Here is a 20,930-nt window from a genome sequence, read left to right on the forward strand (position 1 = left end):
GCCGCGCTCAGCGCGGGCGGAACTCGCTGGGGAACCCGTCGGCGACCACCGCCGCCAGCTCGATGAGCGCATCCCGGGTCGACGGTTGCAGCCTGTCCAGACTGATCTCGGCACCCTCCTCCAGGTGCGGATCGAACGGCACCAACCGCACCGCCCGGCACCGTCGCGAGAAGTGATCGACGACCTTCTGCATGTCGACCTTGCCGGACCGCGGCCGCACCGCGTTGACCACGCACACCGAATTGCGCACCAGGTCCTCATGGCCGTGGGCGTCCAGCCAGTCCAGCGTCGCCGAGGCGCTGCGCGCACCGTCCACCGAACCGGAACTCACCACGATCAACGTGTCCGCGCTGGACAGCACCGCCGACATCGCCGAATGCATCAGACCGGTCCCGCAGTCGGTGAGCACCAGGCTGTAGAACCGCTCGAGCACCTCCAGGGTGCGCGCGTAGTCCTGCGAGCTGAAGGCCTCCGAGACCGCGGGGTCGCTCTCCGAGGCCAGCACCTCAAGCCGGCTCGGCCCCTGCGAGGTGTAGCGGCGCACATCGCTGTAGCGCTCGATGTTGTCCGCGTCGTGCAGTAGGTCGCGCACCGTCGCGGGGGTTTCCAGCGCCACCTTCTGGCTCAGCGTGCCGCGGTCGGGGTTCGCGTCCACCGCCACTACCCGGTCGCCGCGGATCGAGGCCAGCGTCGCGCCGAGCGTCGCGGTGATGGTGGTCTTGCCGACGCCGCCCTTCAGGCTGAGCACCGCGATCTTGTAGCAGCCCTGCAGCGGATGGTTGACGTGCGCGACGAGGTTGCGGCGGTGTGCATCCTTGGGGCTCTCCCCGACGTTGATGGTCTTGCCCGACAGCACGTAGAGCCAGCGGCGCCAGCCACTGGTCGGCGCCGGTTTGACGGGTTTGAGCAGCGCGTGGGTCGCCAGGTCGGGGTACGGGGTCTGCGGGACGTCGGGCCGGTACGGCGGCGGCAGCACGGCCCCGGGCGGGTAGGCGCCCGACGGTGCCGGCGGCCACGGCTGTCCCGGCGGCGGCCCTTGCTGATGTCCGGCCTGTTGCCCGGGCGGGGTCGAATACTGGCCGACGGCGGGAAAGCCCGTCGGCGGCGTCGGGTCGGTCCACTGCGCCGGCGGCGGCCCTTCGCTGAATCGCTGCTCGTCGCGGAAGGCCTCGGACGGGTATCGGGGCAGCTGGGTGGTCTCGGCCGGGTCGGCCGAATGCCGTGGGCGTTCGTCGGTGGACGGCAGGTCCGACAACCAGGCCGGCGGCGCGTCGTCGTCCCTGCCGTGCCGCGCGTCCGCGCCGCGCCCCGGTTGGTCAGACCCCAGTTCGTCAGACCTTGGTTGATCAGACAATGGCCCATTCCCCCTGAATCGACGTCAGTTGCGTTGTGCACCCTATCGCCCCGGGCGCCGCGATGCCGGTCAGCCGACCCCGGCGTAGGAGTGCAGCCCCACGGTCACCAGGTTGATGAAGAACAGGTTGAACACCATGGCGATGAACCCGACCACGTTGATCCAGGCGGCCTTGCGGTCGCGCCAGCCCGCCGTCGAGCGCGCGTGCAGATAGGCGGCGTAGACCACCCAGGCGATGAACGACACCGTCTCCTTGGGGTCCCAGCCCCAGTAGCGACCCCAGGCCTCCTCGGCCCAGATGGCCCCGAAGATCACCCCGAAGCCGAACACCGGGAACGCGAAAATCGTGGTGCGGTAGGCGATCCGGTCCAACGTCTGCGCGTCGGGCAGCCGCGAGATGACCCGCGCCACCGGCCCCTCGGCGCCCGGCGCACCGAACCGGGACATCTTCAGCAGGAACAGGATGCTGGCCACGCCGGCCACCAGGAACACCCCGGAGCCCAGGCTCACCACCGAGACGTGGATGGGCAGCCAGTAGGACTGCAGCGCGGGCATGACGGGGGCGGCGTGGCTGTAGAGCCACTTGCCCGACACCGTCAGCAGGATCAACACCGGCACCAGGACGAACACCCACAGCGTGCGGTACTGCGGACGGCGCAGCACCACCGCGGCGGCCACCAACCCGCAGAAGCAGGTCAGGTTGATGAACTCGTACATGTTGCCCCACGGCACCCGGCCGGTGGACATGCCGCGCAGCACGATGCAGGCCAGCAGCAGCGCGATGCCCAGGTAGACCAGCGCCAGCCCGGTCCGGCCCACGCGGTCGTCGGCCGTGCGTCGCGGAGCGTCGACGACGACGCCCGGGGTGGCGCTGTCCGCACTCACCGATCCGGCGTGCACCAACTCGCGTTCGGCCACCTTGCGGCTGCGGCTGTAGGCCAGCTCGACCGCCAGCGCCAGCAGCGCCACCATCAGCACCACGACCGAGGACGTGAACGCCCAGTCCGAGTAGCGGGCCAGATCGAGGTCCACGTGCTCGCTGTTCATGACACTTCCTTCAACAATCGTTCGGTGAGCCGTTCGAACTCGTCGCCCCAGCCCGAATTGTCGGTCCGCGCCAAGCCGCCCAGCTCGACGTTCACGGTACCGGTGGCCTGCCCCGGGACCAGCCGGACCCAGATGCGACGCCGTCGCACCACCAGCGACACCAGCAGCCCGGCCATCATCGTCATCGAGAACACCAGCACCCACACCTGACCCGGGTCGTGGGACACCTGCAGGTTCACGAACGGCGTCACGGCGTCGAAGCTCAGCACCGAGCCGTCGTCGAGACGGACCTCCTCGCCGACGCGCAGGTTCACCCGGTCCAGCTTCTCCAGCCGGCCCTGTTCGATGAGCCGCTCGTCGAGGCTGAACAGCGACTGCGGCCGGCCGGAGTCCAGGCCCGTGTCGCCGCGGTAGATGTCGATCGCGACGGCCGGGTTGTTCGGGGCCGGGTAGCTCGACGACAGCAGCGTGCCGTGCAGTTGTTCGGTGGGTGCCAGCAGCCCCTGCACCGCGATCTGCTGCTTGCGGCGCTCGTCGACGTCGGGGTACATGCCGGCGGGCGGATCGATGCGCACCACCCCGGAGGACAGCAGCGTGAGCTGATCGTCGGGACGCCACTGGATCGTCTGCGAGCGCACCTCGCCGTTGGGGAACCTCACCGTGAACGTCGGCGCGTAGCCGTGGCCCTGCAGATAGACCCGGTCGCCGGCGACCCGCAGCGGGTGGTTGACCGCCAGCCGGTAGTCCTGCCAGTTGTCGGCGGCCAGGTCGGCGCCGGCCTGATAGCTGATGTTGGCGGCGAACCCGATGGCCTGCCCGCTGTCCAGGTACTCGGCGTCGAAGTCGTGCACCCGCAGGCAGATGGGCTCCAGCGACGTGCCGTCGACGGTGTTGCCGGCCCGGAACGAGTCGAACGCCGCCGGTGAGGCCGAGCAGAATCCCGGGCCGCCGTCGGCGATGACGATGACGTTGCCCTCGTAGCCGAACATCTTGCCGAACGCGATCGCGACCAGCAGGCCCAGCAGCGAGAAGTGGAACACCAGGTTGCCGAACTCGCGCAGATAGCCCTTCTCCGCGGATAGTTCGACCGCCCCGGCGCTGCCCTCGGGCTCGCGGATCACCTTGCGCCAGCCCCGCAGCCGCTGCGACATCTGCTCGGCCATCTGCCGCGGGTCCCCGGCGGCGTCGGCCTGCGCGTGCTTGGGCAGCCGGCCCAGGTTGCGCGGCGCGGCCACCGGGACGGCGCGCAGCGTCCGGACGTGCTCGATCATCCGCGGGGTCAGGCACCCCACCAGCGACACGAACAGCAGCACGTAGATCGCGGTGAACCAGAAGCTGGAGAACACGTCGAAGAACTGAAAGCGATCCAGCCAGGGGCCGAGGGTCGAGTGCGTCGCGATGTACTCGTCGACCTTGCCGGCGTTCAGGCTGCGCTGGGGCAGCAGCGCGCCGGGGATGGCCGCCAGCGCCACCAGGAACAGCAGCACCAGCGCGGTGCCCATCGACGTCAGCCCGCGCCAGGTGTTGCGGACCAGCGCGAACGCGCGGGAGATCGGCCCGGTCAAATCGGCAGCCTCACGTCGCTGATGAACGCGTCGCGCACCCAGGAGATGAACTCGTTCCACAGCCCGCTCACCAGCGCCAGGCCGACGAGGATCAGCAGCACGCCGCCGACGATCTGGATGGTGCGGCTGTGCCGGCGCAGCCAGCCCAGCGCGCCCAGCGCCCAGGTGGAGCCGAAGGCCAACAGGATGAACGGGATGCCCAGACCCAGGCAGTAGGCGATCACCAGCACCACCCCGCGCGCGACGGTGGCGCCGTCGGTCGCCGAGGCCACGGTGATGACGCCGGTCAGGGTCGGGCCCAGGCACGGGGTCCAGCCCAGCGCGAACACCGCGCCGAGCAACGGCGCCCCGGCCACCGTCGAGAGCATCCGCGGGGTGAAGCGCGCCTGACGCTGCAGCGCCGGGATGAACCCGATGAAGGCCAACCCCATGATGATGATGATCACGCCGCCGACCCGTTGCAGCACAAGCTGATTGGTGATCAGCGACGTCGTCATACCGAGCACCGCGATGGTGCCCAGCAGGAACACCGCCGTGAAACCCGCCACGAACAGCAGCGCCGAACCGGCGACCCGCAACCGCTGGGTGCGGAGCTTGAGCGCCCCCTCGGCCGCCTCGACGCGCTCGTCGACTCCGACCACCGCGGCCAGGTACGACAGGTAGCCGGGCACCAGCGGGACCACACACGGCGACGCGAAGGACACCAGGCCGGCGAGCACGCTGAGCCCCAGCGCCAGCAGCAGCGGCCCCGAGGCGGCGAGTTCGGCGGCCCCGCTCATGATTCGTCGGCCAGCCGTTGCACCACGGGCAGCAGGTCCTCGGCGAGCAGTTCGCGCAGGAACACCGCGGCCACCCGGTGCTCGCGGTCCAGCACGATGGTCGACGGGATCGCCGAGGTCGGGTAGCGCCCGCCGAAGGCGATCATGGTGCGCATCGGCGGGTCGTAGATCGACGGGAACGTGATGTTGCGGTCCAGGATGAAATCCTTGGCGGCGTCGCGGTCGTTGTCCCGCACGTCGATCCCGAGGAAGGACACGCCCTGATCGCGGGTGGTGTCGTAAACCTCTTGCAGCTGCGTCATTTCCGTGCGGCACGGACCGCACCACTGTCCCCAGACGTTGAGGACCACCACATCGCCGGCGAATTCCTCCAGCGAGCGCTCCCGGTCGGGGTCCATCAGGTCGGGCCCGCGGATGGGGCCGGGCTGACCGCGGGATTCGGGCGGGTCGTAGAAGATGTCGGTCTTCCCGCCGGGGGCGACGAACTCGAACGTGCCGCCCTGGGCGACGGCGTCGTCGCCGGTGGCGCAGCCGGTCAGCGCCAGGCAGCCGGCCAACGCCAGCGCCAACAGCGCGAAGATCCGACTGCGCAGGCTCACAAGCCGGCCGCCGGTTCCGAATACGACACGTCGGTCAGCCGGTCGCCGGTGAACGTGAAGGTGGTCAGCGAGGCCAGGTTGCACTGCCGCCGCCGCGGATCGTGCGGCAGGCGGTGGCCCTGCATGTGCCGGCGCAACGTCTCCACCGGCAGCTGGTGGCTGACGCAAACCACCTCGCGGCCTTCGCCTTTCAGGCGCGCCCGATCCACCGCCGCGGACATCCGCGCGGCGATCTCGCGGTACGGCTCGCCCCACGACGGGGTGAACGGGTTGCGCACCTGCCACCACACCTTGGGATGCCGCCACACCCCGTCGCCCGGCGACATCCGCTTGCCCTCGAAGTAGTTCGCGGACTCGATCAAGTCGTCGTCGGTGCCGATGGTCAGCCCGTGGTGCGCCGCAATCGGCGCCGCGGTCTCCTGGGCGCGCTGCAGCGGGGAGGCGATCACCACGGCGATGTCGTTGTCCGCCAAGGAATCCGCGACCGCACTGGCCTGGGCCTGACCACGTTCGGACAGTCGGTAGCCGGGCAGCCGCCCGTAGAGGACGCCCTCCGGATTGTGCACCTCACCGTGGCGCATCACGTGGACGCGCGTCGTCAGACTCAACTCAGGCCTTCCGGGTCTTTGGCCGCCGCGGCCGCGCGGGCGGCCGCCGGCAGGGCTTCGGCGATGCGGGCGAACGCGTCGTCGTCGAGCGCCGCCGAGACGAACCACGCCTCGTACGCGCTGCAGGGCGGGTACACGCCGGCGTCGAGCAGGGCGTGGAAGAACGGCGCGAAGCGCCACGTCTGGCTGGCGCGGGCGGACGCGAAGTCGGTGACGGGGTGTTCACCGAAGAACACCGAGAGCATATTGCCGGCGCGCTGAACCCGGTGGGCGACACCGGCTTCGGACAGCGCCCCGGTGAGCAGGGCGGCCAACCGGTCGGCGTTCGCGTCGAGCGCGGCGTAGACGGTGTCGTCGGCCGCCCGCAGCGTGGCCAATCCGGCGGCCATCGCGACCGGGTTCCCCGACAGCGTCCCGGCCTGATACACCGGGCCCAGCGGGGCCAGCCGATCCATCACCTCGGTGCGGCCGCCGAACGCCGCGGCGGGCAGGCCGCCGCTCATCACCTTGCCGAAGGTGAACAGGTCGGCGTCGACCGGGTCGATGCCGTACCAGCCGCTGCGGCTCACCCGGAAACCCGTCATGACCTCGTCGAGAATCAACAGGGCGCCGTGCGCGGCGGTGATCCGGCGCAGCGCGGCGTTGAAGCCGGGGTTGGGCGGCACGCATCCCATGTTGCCCGGGCTGGCCTCGGTGATGACGACGGCGATCTGGTCGCCGTGCTCGGCGAACGCCGCCTCGACGGCGGCCACGTCGTTGTAGGGCAACACGATGGTGTCCGCGGCGGTGGCGCCGGTGACCCCGGGCGAGGACGGCAGCGCCAGCGTCGCCACCCCCGAACCCGCATCGGCCAGCAGGGCGTCGACGTGGCCGTGGTAGCAGCCGGAGAACTTGATGACCTTCGCGCGGCCGGTGAATCCGCGGGCCAGCCGCACCGCGCTCATGGTGGCCTCGGTCCCGGAGTTGACCAGCCGGAGCTTCTGCACCGGCGCGACGCGCTCGACGATCTCGGCCGCCAGTTCGGACTCGGTGGGGGTGGGCGCCCCGAAGGACAGCCCGTTTGCGGCGGCCTCGGTGACCGCCGCGACGACCTGCGGATGCGCGTGCCCCAGGATCATCGGCCCCCAGGAGCACACCAGGTCGACGTAGCGGTTGCCGTCGGCGTCGGTGAGCCAACAACCCTGCGCCGAGGTGATGAAGCGGGGCGTACCGCCGACGGCGTTGAACGCCCGCACCGGGGAGTTCACGCCGCCGGGGATCAGCTCGGCAGCCTCGGCGAACAGTTTTGCGGACTGATCGGTATTGGCCATGGCCACCAGTGTCCCAGGACGGCGCGGGGCGGCAACTACAGGGTGTAGTTGTTCAGGTGGGGCTCAGCTTGAAGACCGGGTGGTCGGCCGCGTCGGGAAGGTCCCGGAAGTACCCCTCGACCATCTTGCCCAGCTTGGCGCGGTAGGCGGCCAGGATCGGCGGGCGCGCCTCGACGGGGATCTCGGTGGCGGTGAAGCTGGACAGTCCCGATCCGGTGCGCAGTCCGACCTGCGGGGTGGCGCGCACGTTCTTGACCCAGTGCGACTCGCCGCGGGTGGACACGAGGTAGCGACCGCCGTCGACCACCACGGTCGTGACGGGGATCCGCTGCGGTTCGCCGGTGCTGCGCCGGGTGACGGTGAGAGTCTCGGCACCGGCCAAGCCGGTCGCCATCGCGATCCGGTTGAACACCTTCGCGGTGAACCAGTTCTGCTCGAGATAGGCCATGGCCCCAGTTTGGCAGAAAGTTCAGCACCGCCGACCCGGGGCCGGCGGTGCTGAGGGTGCTGCCGAAAGGCTCGGAATCAGTACTGGCCGCAGGTGTCCAGGACGGTCCGCATGGTGGCGATCTTGGCCTGGCCCTCGGGGGATTCCTTCCATTCGCGGATCTTCTCGCGCTTCTCGGGGCTGATCTCGCCCTTCTCGGCGCGCTTCTGCTCGGCCTTGGCCTTGCGCTCCTCGACCGGCAGGTTGAGGATTCGCTCGAACTTCGCCATCTTCTCCGGGTTCGCCGCCAGATCAGGCGCGTGCTGCTGCGCGGCCGCCTGGAACTGGGCGTAGCTGCAGGTGGTGTCCAGCAGTCCACCGTGCGGTTGTGCCGATGCGGCGCCGGTGCCGAACAGGAAACCGGCGGCGGTCAGTCCCGCCACGGTCGCGATCAACGGAGTGCGTTTGCCAGCCAAGTCGACGTCCCTTCTCGTTTGTGGACGAGCCACAAGTGTTTTTGTATCACCTAACAAGTTAGCCAACGGCAGCGTTTTACCAGGTAGCGGCGGCAGTCCGGGGTCAAAAACCGCAAGAACCGGCCCGCCGGCGGGTCTTGGCCTCGTCGTCGCGGCAGGGTTTCATGGGGGCATGCAACTCCCCCAGTGGCTGGCCCGCCTGAACCGGTACGTGACCAACCCGATCCAGCGGCGCTGGGCCGGGCGGGCGCCGAGCTTCGGCATCCTCGAGCACGTGGGCCGCAAGTCGGGCAAGCCGTACCGAACCCCGCTGACGGTGTTCTCCACCGACGAGGGCGTGGCGATCCTGCTCACCTACGGACCGGACCGGGACTGGTTGAAGAACCTCACGGCGGCCGGCGGGGGCCGGATGCAGCGGCGCGGGCGCACCTTCGCGGTGACCGATCCGCGGGTGGTCAGCAAGGCCGAGGCCGCACCGCGGATCAAGGGGCTGGGCCGGAACCTGTTCCCCCGGTTACCCTTCGAGAACGCGGTACTGCTGCGCCGCGTCGAGTCGGACGGTCAGGATTCGCCGAGGATGCCGTAGATGTCGCGGCGGGCGGCGTTGACGATGTCGACGATCCGCTCCTGCTGCTCGGCGGTGGCGGTGGCGGCCGACTGGCCCACGGCGCCCATCAGCTGACTCACCGCGTTGGTGAGGTCGACGTGCGTCGGCTCGGCCGCCTTGTACCCGTCGGCGATGTGCTGCCACGGCGGCGTCTCGACTTTCTCGGCCGCGGCGCGACCGTCCTCGGTCAGTTCGAAGAGTTTCTTGCTGCCGTCGCTCTCGACGGAGACGATCAGCCCCTCGTCGACCAGTAGTTGCAGGGTGGGATACACCGAGCCGGGGCTGGGTCGCCACAGGCCGTGGCTGCGCTCGGCGATCTCCTGGATCATCTCGTAGCCGTGCATCGACCGCTCGGCCAGCAGCGTGAGGATGGCCGCGCGGACATCGCCGCGACGGCTGCGGCCACGGCCGCCTCGGCGTCCCCCGCCGCCGAAGCCGCCGAGTGGCTCGAAGCCGAAGCCGAGACCGCCGCCGGGCCCACCGAAGGGGCCACGGAACTCCGAGTCACGCAGTTGTTCGCGCAGGTTTTCCCGCAGCTTGCGGTGACCTTCCCGGCTCTGCCGGTACAAGGTCCGTAGATCCACCGAGGTGAATCCGAGTCCGCCCGGGGGCGGTTCCCATGGGTTGGTCATATCGATTCCTCTGGTTAGTGGGAAGCGGGTCGCTCCGCGCTTCCGATATGGCAACGATATATCGCGAACTATCGGTGAACAAGAACTTTCTCCCGCCGCCGAGCCGGCGCCGCGGGGGTGCGCGACCGCCCCAGGCTTGAATTCGATACCCTACGGGGGTATCGTTTGAGCCAGTCGTAACATACCCCCTAGGGGTATCTAGAAGGAGGATCGTGACCAAGAGTGAGTACCGGGTGACCGGCATGTCGTGCGGGCACTGCGAGAACGCCATCCGCGACGAGGTCGGCAAGATCGCCGGCGTCGAGCAGGTCGACGTCAGCGCCGCGACGGGTTCGCTCGTCGTCGTCAGCAACGCACCGCTGGACCACTCCCCCGTCCTCGCGGCGGTCGACGAGGCCGGCTACGAAGCCGTCCCCGCCTGAGTCGGGACTATGACTGCGTCACGGGCCGCGCAACAGCACGCCGGGATCGAGCTGGCGATCGGCGGCATGACCTGCGCGTCGTGCGCGATGCGGATCGAGAAGAAGCTCAACAAGCTCGACGGCGTGACCGCGACGGTCAACTACGCCACCGAGAAGGCGACCGTCTCGATGCCGGCCGGATATGACCCGGCGGCCCTGATCGCCGAGGTCGAGAAGACCGGCTACACCGCCACCCTGCCCGCCGAAGAGGCCGACGAGGGCCGCCCGGACCCGGAACTGACCGGCCTGCGCCGCCGGCTGATCGGCGCGGTGGTGCTCTCGATCCCGGTGATCGCGCTGGCCATGGTGCCCGCGCTGCAGTTCAACTACTGGCAGTGGGTCTCCCTGGCGCTGACCCTGCCCGTCGTCGTGTGGGCGGCGTGGCCGTTCCACAAGGCCGCGTGGACCAATCTGCGCCACGGCGCGGCGACTATGGACACCCTGATCTCGCTGGGCACCTCATCGGCCCTGCTGTGGTCGATGTACGCGCTGTTCTTCGGCACCGCCGGCGCCCCCGGCATGAAGCATCCCTTCGAGCTGACCGTGGCGCGGTCGGACGGGGCGGGCAACATCTACCTGGAGGTCGCCGCCGGGGTCACGATGTTCGTGCTCGCGGGCCGGTACTTCGAGAAGCGTTCCAAGCGTCAGGCCGGCGCGGCGCTGCGCGCGCTGATGGAGCTCGGCGCCAAGGACGTCGCGGTGCTGCGCGGGGATACCGAGGTGCGCATCCCCGTCGACGAGCTGCAGGTGGGCGACGAGTTCGTCGTCCGGCCCGGCGAGAAGTTCGCCACCGACGGCGTCATCACCACCGGCAGCTCGGCCGTCGACGCCTCCATGCTCACCGGCGAATCGATACCGGTCGAGGTGACCGTCGGTGATGCCGTCACCGGCGCGACCGTCAACGCCGGGGGGCGGTTGGTGGTCCGCGCCACCCGGATCGGTTCGGACACCCAGCTGGCGCAGATGGCCAAGCTCGTCGAGGACGCCCAATCCGGCAAGGCCGATGTGCAGCGGCTGGCCGACCGGGTCTCGGCCGTGTTCGTCCCGATCGTGATCGCCATCGCGGTCGCGACCCTGGCCGGTTGGCTGCTGGCGGGCTTCCCCGCGTCGGCGGCGTTCACCGCGGCGGTCGCGGTCCTGATCATCGCCTGCCCGTGCGCCCTGGGCCTGGCGACCCCGACCGCGCTGCTGGTCGGCACCGGCCGCGGCGCCCAGCTCGGCGTGCTGATCAAGGGCCCCGAGGTGTTGGAGTCGACTCGCAGGGTCGACACCGTCGTGCTGGACAAGACCGGCACCGTCACCACCGGGCGGATGACCCTCACCGACGTGCTGGCCGCGCCCGGCACCGACCGCGCCGAACTGCTTCGGTTGGCCGGGGCGCTCGAGCACGCCTCCGAGCACCCGATCGCGCGGGCCATCGCCGCCGGCGCCGAGGCCGAGGTCGGCGCGCTGCCGCCCGTGACGGACTTCGCGAACATCGAGGGCCGCGGCGTGCAGGGCACCGTCGACGGGCACGCCGTCGTCGCCGGCCGGGAGGACCTGATCGCCGAGCGCGGACACGGCCTGCCCGCCGAGCTGGCCGCCGCGAAGGCCACCGCCGAACGGCAGGGCAAGACCGCGATCGTCGTGGGCTGGGACGGCCAGGCGCGCGGCGTGCTGGTGGTCGCCGACACCGTCAAGCCGACCAGCGCCGAGGCCATCGGGCAGCTCAAGGACCTTGGGCTCGCCCCGGTGCTGCTGACCGGCGACAACACCGCCGTCGCCGAGCACATCGCCGCCGAGGTGGGCATCGACACCGTCATCGCCGAGGTGCTGCCCGCCGACAAGGCCGACGTGGTCGCCGGGCTGCAGGCCAACGGCAAGACGGTCGCGATGGTGGGCGACGGCGTCAACGACGCGGCCGCGCTGGCCCAGGCCGACCTGGGGCTGGCGATGGGCACCGGCACCGACGTCGCGATCGAGGCCGCCGACCTCACCCTGGTCCGCGGTGATCTGCGCAGCGTCACCGACGCGATCCGGCTGTCGCGGCGCACCCTGGCCACGATCAAGGGCAACCTGTTCTGGGCCTTCGCCTACAACGTGGCCGCGATCCCGCTGGCCGCCCTCGGCCTGCTCAACCCGATGCTGGCCGGCGCCGCGATGGCCTTCTCCAGCGTCTTCGTCGTCGGAAACAGCTTGCGGCTGCGGACCTTTCGCAGCACGGCAGCCAGCGAGCTCACTCCCGCCAGGTGAGCACCTCGCCGGCGCCCTGCGTCATGACGCGCCCGGGCATCACCCGCAACCGGCGCGGGTGCAGCCGCCACGCCGCGAACGCCGGCGATGTCGGTCCGCCGCTCCACGGCGGGATGATCGCCGGGTCGTAACCGACCGGCTCCGGGGCGGTCTTGAACTTCTCCCACACCGCGGTGCGCGCGTCGTCGTCGAACACCCACTCCACGGCGCACTCGGCGCTGCAGGTGTCATGGTTGGTGGCCCAGTAGTTGATCGAGATCTCCGGCTGGGCGGCGATATGGGCCCGCTTGATGCCGGTGGGGCCCACCGCAATCCAGCCGACCAACTCGGCGCCGTCGTACTCCCACAGGGGATGCAGGACGCGGCTGCGGGGCCGGCCTTGCGGGTCCACCGTGGCCACCGAGGCCCAGACGATCGAATGGGCCATGTCGACGAATGCGGGTGCGATCTGGTCCAGGGAAGCCATGTCCGAAAGTTATACGCCAACCGTGCGCAGTGCCGCAGGCAAGCTGGGCAGAAAATGCTCGGTGGCGAAGGCCCGGATCTCGTCCTCGGTGTCCAGCGGTTGCAGGCTCGGCAGCAGCAGCACCATCAGCGAATAGCGCAGGATGGTATCGGCCAGCGCCGCGACGGTCTGCTCCCCCACCCGCTGGGCGAACCCGACCGGGAAGATGACGTGCAGGGCCGCAACGATTCTGGCCACCGCCGCGGCGTAATGCTCGTGGGCGAGTTCCAGGGCCAGCGCCGGGTCGTCGACGAGCATCCGGTTGAGCACCCGATGGTCGCGGAACTTCACGATGGCCGCGGTGAACGCCTCGACGTAGACATTCGCCTTTGGCCCAGCGCTTTTGATGTGTTCGGCGATCTCGCCGAACAGCGTCTCGTTCTCCCGGTCGATCACGGCCGCGACGAGTTCGTCGCGGCCGGCGAAGCGCCGGTAGATGGTGGTGCGGCTGACCTTCGCGCGGCGGGCGACCTCGTCGAGCGCGACGCGGCGGAAGCCGTGCCGCTCGAACTCGGCCACCGCCGCGTCCAGGATGGCGGCGGTGGCCGTGTCAGCCTTGTTGCCGACTATGGCGTGACACCCTCTCGGGCGTAGGCCTTGCAGGCGAACTTGTTGTAGCGCACCGACATCGGCAGTCGACCCCAGATCCAGTTGACCGGCTTGGAGCGCCACACCGCGGCGAAGCGCTGGTAACGACGCTCCTGCTTGTCGCTCCACGGCAGGTCGAGCATGTCCCGGGCGCGCGGCGGCAGACCGCCGGTGGTCAGGAAGGCGGCCAGCGGGTTGAACACCGGGGCGACGAGCTTCCAGGCGAGCGGCGAGACTGCCTTGGGCTTGGGGAAGCCCTTGGTGACGTAGCCGACGCCGTACTGCGCGGTTTTGTGCGGGACGACGACGGTGTCCATCATCCGGTCCCAGTAGGCGGTGAACTCGGCGTAGTCGGCGGGCAGGATGCTGTCGCTGACGCCGTAGCGGCGGTACCAGGTCTTGGATTCGGCGTAGATCTGCTCGCGCTCGGCGTCGCTGAGGCGCTTGACGAAGGTGTCGGCGAAGTACAGCACCTGCTCGACGAACGTGGCGTGCGCCCAGAAGTAGGTCTCCGGGTTCAGCGCGTGATAGCGGGCGCCGTCGGGCATCTCGCCCTTGATGTCGACGTGGAAGTCGCGCACGTTGAGCCCGGCGTTGTTCTCGTGCGAGCCGTAGACGGTGTTGAAGATCGGCGGGATGGTGCGCTTGAGGCGTTCGGCCGTGTCGGAGAAGAACACCGAGTGGTCCAGGACGCCCTGGCCCAGCTCGGCGAGCATGTTCTGCAGAACGGCCGGGCGCGGGCCGATCAGGTACATCCGGTTGTCGCCGAAGTAGCGCCAGATCAGTGAGTCGCCGCCCAGGGGCGCGGCGTCGGGCAGCGCTTCGGTGTCCATCAACTCGGTCATGGACACAGTGTTACAGATTTTGAACTCTGTTCCAACCGAGGGTGAGCGGCATCACCGTCGGCGCAGGCGGGCGACCGCGAGGACCGTCAGCACCCCGGCCACGGTCGCCAACGCCAGGGCCAGCGCCAACAACGGCGGGTAGTAGCTGATCGACGTGGTCGCGGGCTCGCTGTCCAGCACCGGCGCCACGTCCACGGTGGAATTCGCCGCAAGCCAGCTCACCAGGCAGCCGACCGCGGCCGCCACCGCCAGGCCCAACTCGACCGCGGCCCGCCGAGCCGAGGTCAAGGCCGCCCGCCGGCGTCCGTGCGCTCCTCGATCAGCGGGGTCAGGGCCTCCCGCAGGGCCGCGTGCTTGCGCGCCCAGGCCTGCACCGTGCGCTTACCGGTCAGCCGCAGGCCGATGCCGGTGCGGCCGCGGGGTACCCCGGTGAGCTCGCCCAGCGCGCGGGCCGACTGCCACTTCTCCACGGTGGCGCGATCGGTGTCCGGCGCAGGCGGCGGCGCCTGCTCCTCGAAGTCGGCCGGATCCAGGCCGGCCTGCTTCATGGCGCGGTTGCTCAGGGCATTGCTGCGATTCAGGATCCTGCCGTCGTAATGCCGACGGCCCCCGTCGAGCGGGGCCGGGTACACCTTGACGATCTCGTCGAGGTTCAGCGTCTGGGTGCCCTGACGCAGGTGGGTCCGCGTCAGTTCCACCGAGGTGTGGATCCGGGCGGCCTTGACCTGCAGCGCGACGAAGCCCGTCACCAGCACCAGGAACGCGATCGGCACCACCCACTGCACACCGGCGCCGCTGCTCAGCTGGATCGCCAGCATTGCGCCCGCGGCCACGGGCCCGGCCAGCAGCCACGCCCAACTCGCGCCGTTCTCGGCGAACAGGATCTCCTCGGTAGGGTCGTCCAGCTCAGCCATCAAGGTCCTCCGTCCGGGTCGCCGCGGGCGTGAACCATCCGGTCGCCGCGGGCCTGCGCAGCAGCATGACCGCGACGATCAGCGGCAGCATCGACAGCAGGGCGATCATGTTGGTGCCGACCAGCAGCGACAGCACCGCGACCAGCACGATGCCGGCCAGCGACAGCGCCACCGTCGCGCGGCGGAACCGCTCGTCGCGGGTGCGGGTCTTGCTGGCGACGAAGGCCAGCGCAAGCCCGGCCACCAGGCAGAACACCCCGGCCCCGCGGTGCAGCGTCAGGTAGTCGTTCAACGCCTCGTCGGACATCGACTCGTCGGCCACCGACCGCACCGTCTCGAACTTCAGGGTGATCGACATCAGGCCGCCGAAGATCAGCAGCACCGCGCCGCCCAGCACCAGCCAGACACCGACATCGACAACGCGGGGACGCGCCTGTGGATCAGTCATCGCCGGTCAGCCTAGCGCGGGCCTCACCGCGTGAAGTAGGCGTGCGAATCCCGGCGATGCAGCAGATAGATGCCGCCGGCCGTCAGCACCGCGCCGAAGATCCCGGTCACCGCGTAGATCAGCGCGCCGGTCTCGGAGCGCTCCGTGACGAACAGGTTCACCGCCACGTACATGATCGAACTCAGTCCCCCGGCGGTCAGCACGGTGCGGGCCCAGCGGTACCCGGCGCGCATCAGCACCAGGAACGTGACGACGACCGCGACGAGAATGATCACCACGAACACCGCCGCGGCGATGACGATCGGCACCCCGGTCGGCGCGGTCGCGATGTCGGTGAGGAAACCGACCACCAGCAGCGGCAGCGCCGCCACCCACAACCAGAAAGCGGTGTCGACGTCCTCGGGACGACTCGGCGTCGTCACGCCAGCCAACCGGCGACATCGGCCGCCCAGTAGGTCAACACGATGTCCGCACCGGCGCGGCGGATGCTGATCAGCGACTCGAGGGCCGCGGCCGGACCGTCCACCCAACCGTTGGCGGCCGCGGCGGAGATCATCGAGTACTCCCCCGAGACCTGGTAGGCCGCCACCGGGACCGGCGACACCTCGGCGGCCGCGGCCACCACGTCCAGGTAGGCCATCGCCGGTTTCACCATCACCATGTCGGCGCCCTCGGCGATGTCGAGTTCGATCTCGTGCACCGCCTCGCGGCCGTTGCCGGCGTCCTGCTGGTAGGTGCGCCGATCCCCGGACAGGCTCGAGCCCACGGCCTCCCGGAACGGTCCGTAGAAGGCCGAGGCGAACTTGGCCGCGTAGGCCAGGATGACGACTTCCGTGTGCCCGGCGGCGTCGAGTCCGTCGCGGATGGCCCCCACCTGACCGTCCATCATGCCGCTGGGCCCCACCACGTGGGCACCCGAGTCGGCTTGGGCCACCGCGAGTTTCACGTACTGCTCGTTAGTGGCGTCGTTGTCGACGCGGCCCGCGGCGTCCAGGACGCCGCAGTGGCCGTGATCGGTGAACTCGTCGAGGCAGGTGTCGGCCATCAGCACGGTGGCATCGCCGAGATCCGCGGCCAGGTCCCGCAGGGCCACGTTCAGGATGCCGTCGGCGTGCGCCCCCACCGACCCGGCGGCGTCCTTGTCCTCGTCGCGCGGGACCCCGAACAACATCAGGCCCCCGACGCCGGCGTCGACCGCGGCGGCGGCCGCCGCCCGCAGCGAGTCGCGGGTGTGCTGCACCACCCCGGGCATCGAAGCGATGGGCCGCGGTGCGTCGATGCCGTCGGCGACGAACATCGGCAACACCAGATGCCTTGGCTCCAGCGAGGTTTCGGCAACCAGACGGCGCAGCGCCGGCGTCGACCGCAGTCGGCGCGGACGCACCCGGGGATAGCTCATGCGTCTCCTGACGAGCGCGCTAGCGCCGGCGGCTCTTCTTACGCGGCGGCGGCAGCGCACCCTCGGCGCGCAACCGGGCGGCGTGTTCGGCCAGCGCCTCGACCAGCGGTCCCACCGCGGCGGTCTCGGGCTGCACGTCCACCCGCAGGCCGAACTCCGTGGCCGTCTCGGCGGTCTTGGGCCCGATGCACGCAACGATGGTGCGGGCGTGCGGCTTTCCCGCGATGCCGACCAGGTTGCGGACCGTCGAGCTGGAGGTGAAGCAGACCGCGTCGAAACCACCGGTCTTGATCAGCTCGCGGGTCTGCGCCGGCGGCGGGGCGGCCCGCACCGTGCGGTAGGCCGTCACGTCCTCGATCTCCCAGCCCCGCTCGCGTAGGCCCTCGGCCAGCGTTTCGGTGGCAATGTCGGCGCGCGGCAACAACACCCGGTTCACCGGATCGAAAACGTCGTCGTACGGCGGGAAGTCGTCGAGCAGGCCCAGCGAGGACTGCTCACCCGAGGGCACCAGCTCGGGGCTGATCCCGAACGCGCGCACCCGATCCGCGGTGGCCTCGCCCACGCAGGCGATCTTCACGCCGGAGAACGCGCGGGCGTCCAGACCGAACTCGCCGAACTTCTCCCAGACGGCGCGCACCGCGTTGGTGGAGGTGAACACCACCCACTGGTAGCGACCGTCGACCAGGCCCTTGACCGCGCGCTCCATCTGCGCGGGGCTGCGCGGCGGCTCGACGGCGATGGTCGGCACCTCGACGGGGGTGGCCCCGTGGGTGACCAGACGGTCGCTCATCTCCCCGGCCTGCTCCTTGGTGCGCGGCACCAGCACGGTCCAGCCGTACAGCGCCCGGCTCTCCCACCAGTTCAGCTTGGCGCGGTGCGCCACGGTGCGGCCGATGGTGACCACGAGCGGACCGGTGAGCGGACCGGCCGGATCGGTGCCGCCGATGGCGGCCCGGTCGGTCAGCCCCGACAGCACGGTTTCCACGCTGCGCTGCGCGCAGGTGGTGCCCTGCGCGGTGACCACGCAGGGGGTGTTCTCGGCCAGGCCGAACTCGATCAGCGTGCGCGCCGAATCCGCCAGGTGCTGCGGGGTGGCGTGCAGGATCAGCGGTCCCGGCGCCGCGGCCAGCGCGGCCCAGTCGACCTCGGGGGCGCGCACGTCGGCGACAGTGTGCGAGGAGCCCAGCGGCAGCCCGGCGTAGGTGGGTACCGCGGTGGACGCCGGCAGGCCCGGGATGATCTCGAAGACCATCTGCGCCTTGGCAACGGCGTTGACCTCGGCCAGCACCGAATCGACCGACAGCGGGTCACCGGCGACCAACCGGAGGACGTCGACGCCGGTCTTGGCCTCGCTGATCAGGGTCTTGGCGACCTCGGCCGGATCGCCGAGCGCGGGCCGGATGTCCGGTCCGATCTTCACCACCGGCGGCGCGGTCTCGTCCTTGGCCGGTGCCTGACCGTTCTTCTCGGGAGATCCCTTGGGTTCGGGAGCCGGTGCGGGTCCCACCGCGGGCGGCAACTCCAACCCCACCACCGACAGCACCGGATCCGGCACATCGGGGTCGGTGAAGACCAGTGCGGCGTTGACCAGCACGCCCCGAGCCCGCGTCGTCAGCAGGCCCGGATCACCCGGACCCGAGCCGACGAACATGATGCGCCCCGGCTTCGGCTTACGCCCTCGAGTCATCTGCAAACTCCTGCCCTTCCAGGCTTCGTGGCCGTCAGTGACCCAACAGTTCGCGCGCACCCAGCTCGAATAACTCCTCGGTCACCGAGAGCCCCAGCTCCCGTGCCCGATCGGCAGGCCCGATACCGGACGCGCGGATCACGTCGGATCCGTCCACCGCCGCCACGCAACCGCGCAACGACAGTTCGTCGAAGACGTTGCCGTCCTCATCGATCGACTCGACCACTTCCGCGATCGCGCCGACCGGTGCGGAACAACCCGCCTCCATTTCGGCGAGCAGGACACGCTCTGCGGTGATTGCTGCGTGCGTATCGGCGTCGTTCAACTCCGCCAACACTTGCGCCAACGCGGTATCACCGGCACGGCATTCGATCGCCAGAGCCCCCTGAGCCGGTGCCGGCAACATCTGTACCGGCTCCAGCGTTTCGGTGACTGCGTCGAGGCGTCCGATTCGGGAGAGTCCCGCCTTGGCCACCACGATGGCGTCGAGTTCGCCGCTGCTTACCCTGTTCAACCTGGTATCTAGGTTGCCTCGTAGGGGGCGAATTTCCAAACCGAGACCCAGTGCTCTAAGCTGTGCCCCCCGCCGCACGGATGACGTGCCGATCGTGGAGCCGGCCGGCAACTCGCCCAGCACCAGCCCATCGCGTGCCACCAGCGCATCTCGCGGATCTTCGCGGCGCGGGACGGCCGGAATCTGGAACCGGGGGTCGTACGCCGTCGGGATGTCCTTGTAGGAGTGCACGGCGGCGTCGACGCGCCCGTCGGCGATCGCCTCCCGCAGGGCGGCGGTGAACACCCCGACGCCGATCTCGGCGATCGGTGCCGACGAGAGGTCCCCGTCGGTGGCGATGATCACCAGTTCGGCGGGATGTCCGCGTTCGATCAGGGCGTCCCGGATGGTGCCGGCCTGCGTGGTCGCCAACAGGCTGCCGCGGGTGCCGATCCGGATCACGTTGGACTGCGAGGACTGCGAATGTGTTTGCGAGGTACTTTCCAAGCTACTCGGATGGTTCGGTCAGGGGGTCGAGATCCGTTGCCACCAAAGGCAATTCGGTCGCGCCGGCAACCGCGTCGACGGCGGTCGGGTCGAGCTCGAAGAGCTCCCGCAACGCCTCGGCGTAGCTGTCGCCGCCCGGCGCGCTGGCGAGCTGTTTGACCCGGACGGTGGGCGCGTGCAGCAGCTTGTCGACCACCCGTCGCACCGTGCGGGCCACCTCGTCACGGTGCGACGAGTCCAGGCTCGGCAGCCGGTTGTCCAGCCGCAGCAGTTCGGCCTCCACGACGTCGGCGGCGCGTTGTCGCAACGCCGTCACGGTCGGGGTGACCTCGGCCATCCGCTGACCGGCCAGATACGTCGCCAGTTCGGTGGCCACGATCGAGCGGGCCGCATCGGCGTCGGCGGAGGCCGCCCGCGCCGAGGGCTCGCGCTGGATGCGGTCCATGTCGACGACCCAGACGCCCGGCAGGCCGCTGACCGCCGGGTCCACGTCCCGGGGCATCCCGAGGTCGCAGACGACCAACGGGCGCGGGTTGCTGCCACCGCCGTTGCGCTTGGCCAGCGCGTTGTGCATGTCGGCCAGCGAGACCACCGGGCGCACCGCACCGGTGCTGCTGATCACCACGTCGACGTCGACGAGCGCGGCCGGCAGGTCGTCGAGGCTCATCGCGGTGGCCTGCACGCCCTGCTCGCGCAGGTTGGCCGCCAGGCGCTGGGCCCGCGGCACCGACCGGTTGACGACGTGCACGGTGCTGATGCCGGCGCGCACCAGGTGCGCACCCGAGAGGGCGCCCATCGAACCGGCGCCCACCACCGCGGCCGTCCGGCCCGCCAGGCCGCTCAGTCGGCTCTCGGCCATGCCGAGCGCCACGGAGACCACGGAGGCGCCCGCGGCGTCGATCCCGGTCTCGGAGTGCACCCGCTTGCCCACCGAGAGGGCGCGCTGGGAAAGTTCGTGCAGCGTGCGTCCCACGCTGCGGTTGGCCTCGGCGGTCGCGTAGGCGCGGCGCACCTGGCCGAGCACCTGGGCCTCGCCGATCACGGCCGAATCGAGGCCCGAAGCCACCGAGAACAGGTGCTCGACGGCGGCCTCGGCGTAGCGGACGTAGGCGTACTTGGTCAGATCCCCCATCGGCATGCCGGACTGGTCGGCGAGCACCTGGCCGATCGCGGACAGGCCGCCGTGGAACGCCTCGACCACGGCGTAGACCTCGACGCGGTTACAGGTCGAGAGCACCATGGCCTCGCTCACCAGCGGCGACTCGAGCACCCGATCGATGATCTTGGCCTGATCGGACTCATCGGTCGCCAATTGCTCGAGCACGGGCACCGGCGCACTGCGGTGCGACACCCCGAATAGCAGGACGCTCACAGCACCGCCTCAGTCACCAACCGAGCACTCACCCAGCACGCTCCCTTGCCGCTATCAGGTGAAGAAAATACAGCT

At 70.2% G+C, this 20,930-nt stretch carries 24 protein-coding genes; 3 read left to right on the forward strand and 21 right to left on the reverse strand.

Annotated elements, in window-relative coordinates; all coding sequences use genetic code 11:
• Nucleotides 1-7: 7 nt before the first annotated feature.
• The 9 genes from EL338_RS20095 to EL338_RS20135 form a co-directional block, all read right to left on the reverse strand.
• Nucleotides 8-1,189: a MinD/ParA family ATP-binding protein gene (locus tag EL338_RS20095; protein ID WP_163792255.1), complete on the reverse strand. Its 1,182-nt coding sequence runs from the start codon at nucleotides 1,187-1,189 to the stop codon at nucleotides 8-10.
• A gap of 234 nt (nucleotides 1,190-1,423) precedes the next feature.
• Nucleotides 1,424-2,401: a c-type cytochrome biogenesis protein CcsB gene (gene ccsB / locus EL338_RS20100; RefSeq protein ID WP_126335358.1), complete on the reverse strand. Its 978-nt coding sequence runs from the start codon at nucleotides 2,399-2,401 to the stop codon at nucleotides 1,424-1,426.
• Nucleotides 2,398-3,903 (reverse strand): cytochrome c biogenesis protein ResB, encoded by a 1,506-nt coding sequence (gene resB / locus EL338_RS20105; protein WP_126336984.1) that lies wholly within the window; start codon nucleotides 3,901-3,903, stop codon nucleotides 2,398-2,400. The genes ccsB and resB overlap by 4 nt, the downstream gene beginning before the upstream one ends.
• Nucleotides 3,904-3,962: 59 nt before the next feature.
• Nucleotides 3,963-4,745: a cytochrome c biogenesis CcdA family protein gene (locus EL338_RS20110; protein ID WP_126335359.1), complete on the reverse strand. Its 783-nt coding sequence runs from the start codon at nucleotides 4,743-4,745 to the stop codon at nucleotides 3,963-3,965.
• The gene (locus EL338_RS20115) at nucleotides 4,742-5,344 is read right to left on the reverse strand and encodes a TlpA disulfide reductase family protein (RefSeq protein WP_170217465.1); all 603 of its coding nucleotides are present in this window, start codon (nucleotides 5,342-5,344) and stop codon (nucleotides 4,742-4,744) included. Before EL338_RS20115 ends, EL338_RS20110 begins: the two co-directional genes overlap by 4 nt.
• Nucleotides 5,341-5,925: a histidine phosphatase family protein gene (locus tag EL338_RS20120; protein ID WP_435404911.1), complete on the reverse strand. Its 585-nt coding sequence runs from the start codon at nucleotides 5,923-5,925 to the stop codon at nucleotides 5,341-5,343. Before EL338_RS20120 ends, EL338_RS20115 begins: the two co-directional genes overlap by 4 nt.
• Before the next feature lie 23 nt (nucleotides 5,926-5,948).
• Entirely contained in the window at nucleotides 5,949-7,262 is a 1,314-nt protein-coding gene (hemL, locus tag EL338_RS20125) for a glutamate-1-semialdehyde 2,1-aminomutase (protein WP_126335361.1), read from the reverse strand.
• A gap of 52 nt (nucleotides 7,263-7,314) precedes the next feature.
• Complete coding sequence (locus EL338_RS20130; protein WP_126335362.1) at nucleotides 7,315-7,710, reverse strand: nitroreductase/quinone reductase family protein; 396 nt, start codon at nucleotides 7,708-7,710, stop codon at nucleotides 7,315-7,317.
• 77 nt (nucleotides 7,711-7,787) lie between these two features.
• Nucleotides 7,788-8,165, reverse strand: coding sequence for a hypothetical protein (locus tag EL338_RS20135; RefSeq protein ID WP_126335363.1), 378 nt, complete (start codon nucleotides 8,163-8,165; stop codon nucleotides 7,788-7,790).
• A 172-nt stretch (nucleotides 8,166-8,337) separates the two neighbouring features.
• Here EL338_RS20135 and EL338_RS20140 point away from each other — a divergent pair, with 172 nt between their 5' ends.
• Nucleotides 8,338-8,751 (forward strand): nitroreductase family deazaflavin-dependent oxidoreductase, encoded by a 414-nt coding sequence (locus EL338_RS20140; protein ID WP_126335364.1) that lies wholly within the window; start codon nucleotides 8,338-8,340, stop codon nucleotides 8,749-8,751.
• On the opposite strand, the gene EL338_RS20145 is transcribed toward EL338_RS20140, so the two are convergent.
• A complete protein-coding gene (locus EL338_RS20145; RefSeq protein WP_126335365.1) occupies nucleotides 8,727-9,404 on the reverse strand; it encodes a PadR family transcriptional regulator in 678 nt (225 codons plus the stop codon). The genes EL338_RS20140 and EL338_RS20145 overlap by 25 nt on opposite strands.
• A 212-nt stretch (nucleotides 9,405-9,616) precedes the next feature.
• On the opposite strand from EL338_RS20145, the gene EL338_RS20150 reads away from it, so the two are divergent.
• Together EL338_RS20150 and EL338_RS20155 are read left to right on the forward strand one after the other, a co-directional pair.
• Nucleotides 9,617-9,826 (forward strand): heavy-metal-associated domain-containing protein, encoded by a 210-nt coding sequence (locus EL338_RS20150; protein WP_126335366.1) that lies wholly within the window; start codon nucleotides 9,617-9,619, stop codon nucleotides 9,824-9,826.
• Between the two features lie 9 nt (nucleotides 9,827-9,835).
• Nucleotides 9,836-12,097, forward strand: coding sequence for a heavy metal translocating P-type ATPase (locus EL338_RS20155; RefSeq protein ID WP_126335367.1), 2,262 nt, complete (start codon nucleotides 9,836-9,838; stop codon nucleotides 12,095-12,097).
• On the opposite strand, the gene EL338_RS20160 is transcribed toward EL338_RS20155, so the two are convergent.
• The 11 genes from EL338_RS20160 to EL338_RS20210 are packed head-to-tail and all read right to left on the reverse strand — an operon-like array spanning nucleotide 12,081 to nucleotide 20,855.
• On the reverse strand, nucleotides 12,081-12,563 hold the full coding sequence (locus tag EL338_RS20160; protein WP_126335368.1) for a pyridoxamine 5'-phosphate oxidase family protein: 483 nt from the start codon (nucleotides 12,561-12,563) through the stop codon (nucleotides 12,081-12,083). The two genes, EL338_RS20155 and EL338_RS20160, sit on opposite strands and share 17 nt — an antisense overlap.
• A 9-nt stretch (nucleotides 12,564-12,572) precedes the next feature.
• A complete protein-coding gene (locus EL338_RS20165) occupies nucleotides 12,573-13,121 on the reverse strand; it encodes a TetR/AcrR family transcriptional regulator (RefSeq protein WP_327390516.1) in 549 nt (182 codons plus the stop codon).
• A 47-nt stretch (nucleotides 13,122-13,168) separates the two neighbouring features.
• Entirely contained in the window at nucleotides 13,169-14,035 is an 867-nt protein-coding gene (locus tag EL338_RS20170) for an oxygenase MpaB family protein (protein ID WP_126335369.1), read from the reverse strand.
• Between the two features lie 51 nt (nucleotides 14,036-14,086).
• Nucleotides 14,087-14,323: a hypothetical protein gene (locus EL338_RS20175; RefSeq protein ID WP_126335370.1), complete on the reverse strand. Its 237-nt coding sequence runs from the start codon at nucleotides 14,321-14,323 to the stop codon at nucleotides 14,087-14,089.
• Complete coding sequence (mce1N, locus tag EL338_RS26630) at nucleotides 14,320-14,949, reverse strand: transport-regulating membrane protein Mce1N (protein WP_235666224.1); 630 nt, start codon at nucleotides 14,947-14,949, stop codon at nucleotides 14,320-14,322. The genes EL338_RS20175 and mce1N overlap by 4 nt, the downstream gene beginning before the upstream one ends.
• On the reverse strand, nucleotides 14,942-15,397 hold the full coding sequence (locus EL338_RS20185; RefSeq protein ID WP_126335371.1) for a hypothetical protein: 456 nt from the start codon (nucleotides 15,395-15,397) through the stop codon (nucleotides 14,942-14,944). Before EL338_RS20185 ends, mce1N begins: the two co-directional genes overlap by 8 nt.
• Nucleotides 15,398-15,420: 23 nt before the next feature.
• Complete coding sequence (locus tag EL338_RS20190) at nucleotides 15,421-15,828, reverse strand: hypothetical protein (protein ID WP_126335372.1); 408 nt, start codon at nucleotides 15,826-15,828, stop codon at nucleotides 15,421-15,423.
• Complete coding sequence (gene hemB, locus EL338_RS20195; protein ID WP_126335373.1) at nucleotides 15,816-16,796, reverse strand: porphobilinogen synthase; 981 nt, start codon at nucleotides 16,794-16,796, stop codon at nucleotides 15,816-15,818. Before hemB ends, EL338_RS20190 begins: the two co-directional genes overlap by 13 nt.
• Nucleotides 16,797-16,815: 19 nt before the next feature.
• Nucleotides 16,816-18,483: a bifunctional uroporphyrinogen-III C-methyltransferase/uroporphyrinogen-III synthase gene (locus EL338_RS20200; RefSeq protein WP_126335374.1), complete on the reverse strand. Its 1,668-nt coding sequence runs from the start codon at nucleotides 18,481-18,483 to the stop codon at nucleotides 16,816-16,818.
• A gap of 34 nt (nucleotides 18,484-18,517) precedes the next feature.
• A complete protein-coding gene (gene hemC / locus EL338_RS20205; RefSeq protein WP_126335375.1) occupies nucleotides 18,518-19,438 on the reverse strand; it encodes a hydroxymethylbilane synthase in 921 nt (306 codons plus the stop codon).
• A gap of 46 nt (nucleotides 19,439-19,484) precedes the next feature.
• Complete coding sequence (locus EL338_RS20210) at nucleotides 19,485-20,855, reverse strand: glutamyl-tRNA reductase (RefSeq protein ID WP_126335376.1); 1,371 nt, start codon at nucleotides 20,853-20,855, stop codon at nucleotides 19,485-19,487.
• Nucleotides 20,856-20,930 lie beyond the last annotated feature (75 nt).

This window comes from Mycolicibacterium chitae, assembly GCF_900637205.1.
GTDB lineage: Bacteria > Actinomycetota > Actinomycetes > Mycobacteriales > Mycobacteriaceae > Mycobacterium > Mycobacterium chitae.